Annotated in this window: 8 protein-coding genes; 5 read left to right on the top strand and 3 right to left on the bottom strand. The window is 61.2% G+C overall.

From position 1 onward, the window contains the following. The 3 genes from cmtR to BCL67_RS14815 all read right to left on the bottom strand — a co-directional run. A partial coding sequence (gene cmtR / locus BCL67_RS14825) for a Cd(II)/Pb(II)-sensing metalloregulatory transcriptional regulator CmtR (RefSeq protein ID WP_106124175.1) occupies nucleotides 1–285 on the bottom strand: 285 nt, incomplete at its 3' end. 465 nt (nucleotides 286–750) lie between these two features. Continuing rightward, nucleotides 751–2,121, bottom strand: a complete 1,371-nt coding sequence (locus BCL67_RS14820; RefSeq protein WP_106124174.1) for a dihydrolipoyl dehydrogenase family protein — start codon at nucleotides 2,119–2,121, stop codon at nucleotides 751–753. A 69-nt stretch (nucleotides 2,122–2,190) separates the two neighbouring features. Beyond that, a complete protein-coding gene (locus BCL67_RS14815; RefSeq protein WP_058889638.1) occupies nucleotides 2,191–2,505 on the bottom strand; it encodes a hypothetical protein in 315 nt (104 codons plus the stop codon). Between the two features lie 54 nt (nucleotides 2,506–2,559). On the opposite strand from BCL67_RS14815, the gene BCL67_RS14810 reads away from it, so the two are divergent. The 5 genes from BCL67_RS14810 to BCL67_RS16050 all read left to right on the top strand — a co-directional run. Next, nucleotides 2,560–2,967 carry a heavy metal-responsive transcriptional regulator gene (locus BCL67_RS14810; protein WP_083505049.1) on the top strand — a complete coding sequence of 136 codons (408 nt, stop codon included), beginning with the start codon at nucleotides 2,560–2,562 and terminating at the stop codon, nucleotides 2,965–2,967. A 228-nt stretch (nucleotides 2,968–3,195) separates the two neighbouring features. Then, a complete protein-coding gene (locus BCL67_RS14805) occupies nucleotides 3,196–3,822 on the top strand; it encodes a recombinase family protein (protein WP_106124173.1) in 627 nt (208 codons plus the stop codon). A gap of 231 nt (nucleotides 3,823–4,053) precedes the next feature. Continuing rightward, nucleotides 4,054–5,283: a transposase family protein gene (locus tag BCL67_RS14800; RefSeq protein WP_258175120.1), complete on the top strand. Its 1,230-nt coding sequence runs from the start codon at nucleotides 4,054–4,056 to the stop codon at nucleotides 5,281–5,283. Then, the gene (locus BCL67_RS14795; protein ID WP_058889641.1) at nucleotides 5,270–6,175 is read left to right on the top strand and encodes an AAA family ATPase; all 906 of its coding nucleotides are present in this window, start codon (nucleotides 5,270–5,272) and stop codon (nucleotides 6,173–6,175) included. Before BCL67_RS14800 ends, BCL67_RS14795 begins: the two co-directional genes overlap by 14 nt. 141 nt (nucleotides 6,176–6,316) lie before the next feature. Next, on the top strand, nucleotides 6,317–6,753 hold a 437-nt coding region (locus BCL67_RS16050), incomplete at its 3' end, for a helix-turn-helix domain-containing protein (RefSeq protein ID WP_146131211.1).

Raw genomic sequence — 6,753 nt, 5'->3', positions numbered from 1 at the left:
CGCCAGAGTGATATCGACCAGCGCGGTCAGTGCCCGCGCCAGGTGCGCGTCGGCGATCTCATACCGGGTCTGGCGTCCCTCGGGCACGGCGACCGCGATGCCGCAGTCCCGCAGGCAGGCCAGGTGATTCGACACGTTCGAACGAGTCAACTCCAGGTCCCGAGCCAGCTCCGCCGGATAGGCCGGTCCTTCCATCAGGGTCAGCAGAATCCGGGACCGGGTTGGGTCGGCCATCGCCCGACCCAACCGGTTCATCACATCAACACGAGAGGCAATAGTCAGCATCTACTGAACTATACAGTAACTAATGAACTGACAGAGCGGATTAGAAAGCTATAGCTTTCTAAGACACGGCCGTGTCGTCGAAATCACGACGGCAGGTCTGTGAGTCGTAGCGATAAATGGCGGTCTTCTGACACCGATATCTGTCGCTTAGATCGACAGCACTGGGATGATGCACTGGACACTTGGCAGGCGCACGCGGAGTGACAGGCTCTGCACTGTCCGGGCAGGTCGCTACGTACTGCAGTGAACCTGCCAGGACGTTCCTCAACACTTTCCAATTTGCGGAGGATTCCTTCGACCTCGCGCAGTCGGTGAGCACCGAATGTGGAATCTCGACCGATCAACGGTCCAGTAACCTCTCATAAGCCTGAAAGCCTATTCAAGGAACCTTCGGAAACTCGCGGTGTTCTATCTATGAACTCCACACCATGCCCGGCCGTATCGCAGAGTTCTTCTTATCTCAGGTCAGAGCATCGAGCCCAGGTCAGACCCGACCGAAGGGTAAACCGCCGGAGAGGACCTCAATTCGCGCGCCGTGAGCCCGTACTTCATGGCCAGGCTGATCGTGTTGACCAACTCGGCAACACCATGTCCGAACAGATGAGCCCCCACGATGCGATCACTCGATCGATCAACGAGGATCTTGACCGCCCCCGCCGTCTCGCCGACTCGATACTGGGAGAACCACCGGCTGGTATCGGTATACCTGACCTCGATATCCATTCCGCGCGCCTGGGCTTCATCTTCGAGCACACCCACCCTAACGAGCTCCGGGATCGTGAAGACCGCCGTGGGAGTCCCCGCATAGTCAGGCACAGCATTTCCTGACTTCAGAATGTTTGATGCCGCAACCTTGGCTTCCAATACGGCCACGGGGGTCAGTGGCATCCCTTCAGTATCCGCAGCATCACCGGCGGCATACACGGCGGAATTCGTGACCGACTGCAGATCAGCCGACACGTCGATGCCTCCTGGACCATACGCCACACCTCCAGCCTCAAGATCAAGCCTGGACAGATCAGGGACACGTCCTGCCCCATGAACGACAAGGTCCACCTCAATCATCGACGCGACGCCCTGCTGTTGAAGGTGCACCTGATACCCCGCGGGTGTCTCTTCCACACCGGTCATGCTGGTACCCGATTGCACGTCGACACCACACTCGGCGCCACGTCGGACCAGCAGATCCACCAGATCAGGGTCAAAGCCCTTCAACGGTCGCGATCCACGGTCGATGATGATCGGTCGGGACCCGGCGCGTGCTGCGATATGAGCGAATTCGAAGGACACGAACCCGCCTCCGACAAAGAGGACCCGCGGAGGAAGACTCTCGAGATTCAAAAACGCGGTGCTGTTGATCAGGTGCTCGTGGCCAGGAAAATCAAGCGACACAGGCGTGGCACCGGTCGCGATCAGGATCTTTGTTGCGTGATACTCCACCCCGGAGACCTCAACTTCGGTCGGGCCGGTGAACACTGCGGTGCCGTGGAGTGTCTGCACCCCGTGCGTCTTGAGCCCGTCTTCCATGCTGGCGGGCACCCCATCGGTGAAGCCGTGCTTATGCTTCATCAGCTGCGCCCAGTTCACCGATAGGCCCCCCTCATCGATGCCTTTATCCCCCATGAGATGTGCCGCCTCGAGGATCTCAGCTCCTCGGCGCAGAATCTTCTTCGGGTCACACCCCCGCAAGGCACAGGTGCCACCATAGGGAAGCGAGTCCACGATGGCCACACGCCATCCCTGGGACGCGCACTTGGTCGCTGCCGCGATTCCCGCCATCCCGGCACCAATAACCATCAGGTCGTACTTCTCGGGCTCCTCGTGCTTCCTCGTCATATCTACACCTTCTTTGAAGCGCCTCGACCGTCACGCAGCGGGGTGAATGGGATCCTCGGGACTCAGGATTTATCTCGGCGTGAACTCAGCGTCTGCTAGCGCTGCGCGCAGCTGCTCCATGGTCGGGGCCCCGGCCATCCCCTCAGGACTCACATACCGGCGACACGACAGGCCCACCGCAGAAGAGGCCTCAGCGAATCTGTCGAAACCATCGATCAAAACGCTTGGGGAACCATGAAAGCCAACCAGCTCAGCCTCAGCATCGCTCTCTACCAGCTGCATACTCAGACTGATGTCGGAGCGCTCAGCACACAGCGCCTGGAGCCGCTCATGGGCGATCTTCCAATTGGGGCATCCCTCAAAGTACTGCAGCACGATTTCCATGACCTGACCTTAAACCTTGCAGTCAGGTACAAGGTCAAGTCATAGGATGGGAGGGTGCTTATCGGAGAACTCAGCGCCATCACAGGTCTCGGACGTCAGACGATTCGCTTCTATGAACGCCAGGGCCTCTTGCCGGAACCAGCGCGAACGGGTGGCGGCTACCGTCGCTATGACGACCATGCCGTCGCACGGCTGCGGTTTATCCGTGCCGCCCAGGCTGCCGGCCTGAGCCTGAGCGAGGTACTGGACACGATTGAGCTCCGCGAGACAGGCCAGACCCCTTGTGGACACGTCTCAGGTCTTCTCGAAGAGAAACTCGCCGATGTCCGGGCACGCCAAATTGAACTTCAGGTGCTAGCCGCTGATCTCGAACAGACCCTTCTGGCAAGCCAGAAACTGGACCCGGCAGACTGTAGAGACGCTGAGGTGTGCCACATCGTAACGGCCTCCAAATCCTCCTAATCAGGAGATATGAGTCGTAGCGCTAAATGTCACTCCTGCTGCACCTGAGCGGGTCATCACTAACGAGCGGAAAAGGCTCAGATAGCCGTCCCGTTTCCTTGGTTGTGGGACGGACCTCACGAGCAGGCCTCAGCATCCACAGCTATCGGCGCGGCGGCGTCCCAGAAGTTATCCCACAATCGGATTCCATCTATTCCGTACGATTCCGACTACTGGTACTCTCAGGCCATGGAATTGGGGTACGCACGAGTCTCGACGGCCAAACAGGATCTAGATCGACAGATCGATGCCCTGCGGGAGGTCGGCATCTCAGCCGACCGGATCTACGTGGACAAGAAGTCTGGCTCCACAGTGAACCGACCAGGACTGAACGCGGCGTTGGAGTACGCCCGCGACGGTGACGTGATCGTGGTCCACACCCTCGATCGACTCGGACGCACGGTCCGTGACACCTTGAACCTCATCCATGACCTCGCCGAGCGAGGAGTGGGCGTCAGGAATCTGGCGGATCCGATCAAGGTCGATTCATCGAACCCCAACGATCCGATGGCGCAGCTGGCCGTAGTGCTCCTGGCATTGTTCGGACAGATGGAACGCACCTACACGCTCGAACGTGCCGCCCATGCCCGAGCAGTGGCCACGGCGAACGGTCGCCGCGTGGGCCGACCCTCGGTGGTGGACCCGGACAAGCTGGCCTACGCTGCGCACTTGCGCGAGACCGGACATACCATCGCTGAGATCGTGACCAAGTCGGGGATTGCCCGGTCCAGTCTGTATCGGCATTTGCCGCCCCGGCCTGCTGAATCGGTGACCGCCGGGGTAGGCACCGAAGCCGACGCCGGCTCTGAGATTTGATATCGGTCGGTGATAGCGATGGCGCAGTTCACCGCAGAGGAGAAGATCACTCTGCTGCGCCAGCACGACGAGGGAGTCACTTGGACGCGCATCGCTGCGGAATCAGGGGTGGCCCTGCGAACACTTGCCCGCTGGTCCGCGAAATACCGCGCTGACCCAACCTCGCGCGGCTTAGCGCGCCGGGTTCGTAGTGACCGTGGGAGACGGCGAATCCCGGCTGAGCTCGTTGAAGTGATCGAAGCATTGGCACTTCGGCGGCCTGAGCCCACAGCCGCGTTCATCCATCGCCGGGTCTGCGACATCGCCGAGGACCGAGGCCTGGCCGCGCCGAGCTACTCCAGCGTGCGAGCGATCATCGGCGCTATCGATCCTGGTCTACGGACGCTGGCTCAACACGGGGACGCTACGTACCGGGATCGGTTTGAATTGGTGCTGCGCCGCAGCGCCGCACGTCCGAATGAGCAGTGGCAGGCCGATCACACGCTTCTCGATGTTGCGGTCCTGGATAAGGCTGGCGCCCCGGTGCGCCCCTGGTTGACGGTGCTCTTGGATGACTACTCGCGTGCGGTTGCCGGGTACACCCTGTTCCTGGGTGCCCCGACGGCGGAGCAGACAGCACTGGCACTGCACAAGGCCATCAACCCCAAGGCAGATCCCTCCTGGCCCCTGTGTGGTCTGCCCGAATTGCTCTATTCAGACCATGGCTCCGACTTCACCTCCGCCCGGCTGGAGCGCGTCTGCCTAGACACCAAAGTCCAGCTCATCCACTCCCGGGTCGGTATTCCACAAGGTCGGGGAAAGATCGAGAGGTTCTACGGGTCCGTCACCTCGCAGCTGCTGCCGCATCTGCCCGGGCACATCCCGCACGGGACCAACGGAACCCCGGCCACTGACCCGACACTGACGCTTGAAGAGCTCGACGCGATCATGGAGAAGTTCATCGTCACCGAGTACAACCAGCGCACCCACTCCGAAACCGATGAAGCGCCTGCCCACCGGTGGGGCGCCTCTGGTTTCATCCCGCGTGCCCCTGCCCGGCCTGAGGAGCTCGACCTTCTGCTGCTGACTGCGGCCGCCACGCGGAAGGTTCAGCGCGACGGGATCCAGTTTGCCTCCACCCGGTACGTCTCCACGGTCTTAGCCGCCTACGTCGGTGAACAGGTGACAGTGCGGTTCAACCCCCGCGATGTCGGTGAGATCCGGGTCTACTTCCACGACGAGTTCCTCTGCCGCGCGATCGCTCCCCAACTTGCCGCAGAGTCCGTCTCCCTCCAAGAGCTCCAAGCGGCCCGGACTCAACGCCGCCGCGACCTGAAACGACAGCTGCGACAACGCCGCAGCCTTGCCGACACGCTGCCAGTCGACTCGCGATATGCCCCTCCTACGCCTGCCGCGGTAGAACCGCCAACCATCGAGAATTCACCACCACGACACCGATTGCGCCTCTATGCCACCGAATAGCCCTGGACATTCCATCCTCAACAAAGGTGAGGACGGGCGCCGGTTCCTCACGCAAGACTTCGGAGAGGTCAACTCCAGCGCCCCACCGCGACCCGACCTGCCATCCTTTCAAACGACCCGGGAGCATCGTCGCTTCACTGAGTTCGCGGATGCCGTCAGGGCCCACCGCTACATCGGGCTCTGCTGGGGCCCGCCCGGGGTGGGCAAGACTCTTTCTGCCCGTCACTACGGCGGCATCGATGAATGGGAGCAGTGGCATTCCCTCTTCACTGAAGATCTCGGCCCGGTGCCGCCGCGCGTGCTCGAGGCCCGCACCGCGTTCTTCACCCCCACCGTGGCTGCGACCACTAAGCAGATCGACCAGGGACTGCCGCGGGTCTGCCAGAAGATCTCTTTCGCTGTGGACTTCGCCGAGCACGGTGTCGTGGACCCCTACGTCCATACGGAGTCTCGCTCCAGCGGACGCACTGAGCTGCTCATCATTGACGAAGCTGATCGCCTCAAGACCACAGGCCTGGAACAGGTTCGTGACTTCTACGATCATCACCACATGGGGGTGATCCTCATCGGTATGCCCGGGATCGAGAAGCGCCTCGCTCGATATCCGCAGCTCTACAGTCGGATTGGTTTCGCCCACGAGTATCGTCAGCTGACTGCGGATGAACTCACCGCGGTACTGACCACGCGCCTACCAGCAGCTGAGGGTGCCGCCGACGGTGGTGTCGCCCACGCGACAGCTGTCGCTACCATCGTGCGGATCACAGGTGGCAACTTTCGCCTCGTGGATCGACTACTCACCCAGATCGAACGTGTGCAGACAGTCAATGGGCTCGACGAGTTGACCCCCGAAGTGGTGGAAGCCGCGCGGGACGCGCTCCTCATCGGTCACTAGGGACGCCGATTACCGCTGCGGAAAGACCGACGATTATCGCTGCAACTCACAGGAGATAGAAGTGAACAACGAGCACCGCGCTAAGTGTCTGGCGAGTTCAGGTGGTGAGCGCAACACCCTGAATTGGGTGGGGTGTTGTGAATGGGTCGACCATGGTCGCCAGAGAATGTCCGTTTAGCGTTCTGGGAAGGACTCCGGGAAGGCTTACCGGTCGCAGTCGCCGCAAGAAGATCAGGGGTGTCGCGACCGACCGCGTACCGGTGGCTGAAGGATGATCGGCAAGTGCTGCCCTCACCGCATCTAGAGTCCTTGAAATCACGCGCTGGCTCGTTGTCTTTACGGGAACGAGAAGAGATCGCTTTCCACTTCGCATCGGGTCACGGGGTGCGAAGCATCGCTGCCAGGGTGGGGCGGGCTCCGTCAACGATCAGCCGTGAGCTCGCAAGAAACCGCCTGAATCACCGGTATCTGCCCTCGATCGCTCAAGAACAAACCTGGGCACGAGCTCGGCGACCGAAACCACGGAAGCTCGACGAGTTAGCGTTGCGGCAACGGGTCGTCTCGATGCTCACCGACCG

It is taken from the genome of Nesterenkonia sandarakina, assembly GCF_003003175.1.
Lineage (GTDB): Bacteria > Actinomycetota > Actinomycetes > Actinomycetales > Micrococcaceae > Nesterenkonia > Nesterenkonia sandarakina_A.
The sequence above is the reverse complement of the archived record's forward strand: the minus strand, read 5'-3'. Positions and strand labels throughout refer to the sequence as shown.

Coding starts and splice junctions, on each gene's coding strand:
- BCL67_RS14820 (WP_106124174.1), bottom strand. CDS start 2,121: ATGACGAGGAAGCACGAGGAGCCCGAGAAGTACGACCTGATGGTTATT.
- BCL67_RS14815 (WP_058889638.1), bottom strand. CDS start 2,505: ATGGAAATCGTGCTGCAGTACTTTGAGGGATGCCCCAATTGGAAGATC.
- BCL67_RS14805 (WP_106124173.1), top strand. CDS start 3,196: ATGGAATTGGGGTACGCACGAGTCTCGACGGCCAAACAGGATCTAGAT.
- BCL67_RS14795 (WP_058889641.1), top strand. CDS start 5,270: ATGCCACCGAATAGCCCTGGACATTCCATCCTCAACAAAGGTGAGGAC.